Raw genomic sequence first — 575 nt, forward strand, 5'->3', positions numbered from 1 at the left:
TCAAAGACATTCTGCTTTCGAACCCTGAGGGTCTGCACGAAGTGATCCGTGCGGTGATGCAGGAGGTGCTCGAGGCGGAGATGGAGGAGGCGCTGGGTGCTTCGAAGGGCGAGCGCACACCGGAGCGTCTCGGCTATCGCTCGGGTTATTACGGCCGCACCCTTGTGACGCGTGTCGGCAAGCTTGAACTGCGGGTTCCGCAAGACCGAGCCGGCCGCTTCTCCACTGAGCTGTTCGAGCGCTACCAGCGTTCCGAGCGGGCCTTGGTGGCGACACTGTCGGAAATGTATGTGCAGGGCGTGTCGACCCGAAAGGTCAAGGCGATCACTGAAGAGCTGTGCGGTCATGCCTTCTCGCCTCATCGATCTCGGCCATCAACAAGCGCCTGGACGAGAGCCTGAAGGCGTTTGCCGAACGCCCGCTTCAGGAGCCTTTTGCCTACCTTATTCTCGATGCCCGCTACGAGAAGGTGCGCGAAGCCGGCATCGTCATGAGCCAGGCGGTGCTGATCGCGGTTGGCATCGACTGGGACGGCCGGCGTCAGATCCTGGCTGTGGAGATGGCCAATCGCGAAA

At 61.7% G+C, this 575-nt stretch carries 1 pseudogene; it reads left to right on the forward strand.

From position 1 onward, the window contains the following. Positions 1-575 (forward strand): annotated as a pseudogene (locus O7A70_RS33935) (IS256 family transposase); the annotation flags it as partial.

Source organism: Mesorhizobium sp. Cs1299R1N1 (genome assembly GCF_037179655.1).
Lineage (GTDB): Bacteria > Pseudomonadota > Alphaproteobacteria > Rhizobiales > Rhizobiaceae > Mesorhizobium > Mesorhizobium salmacidum.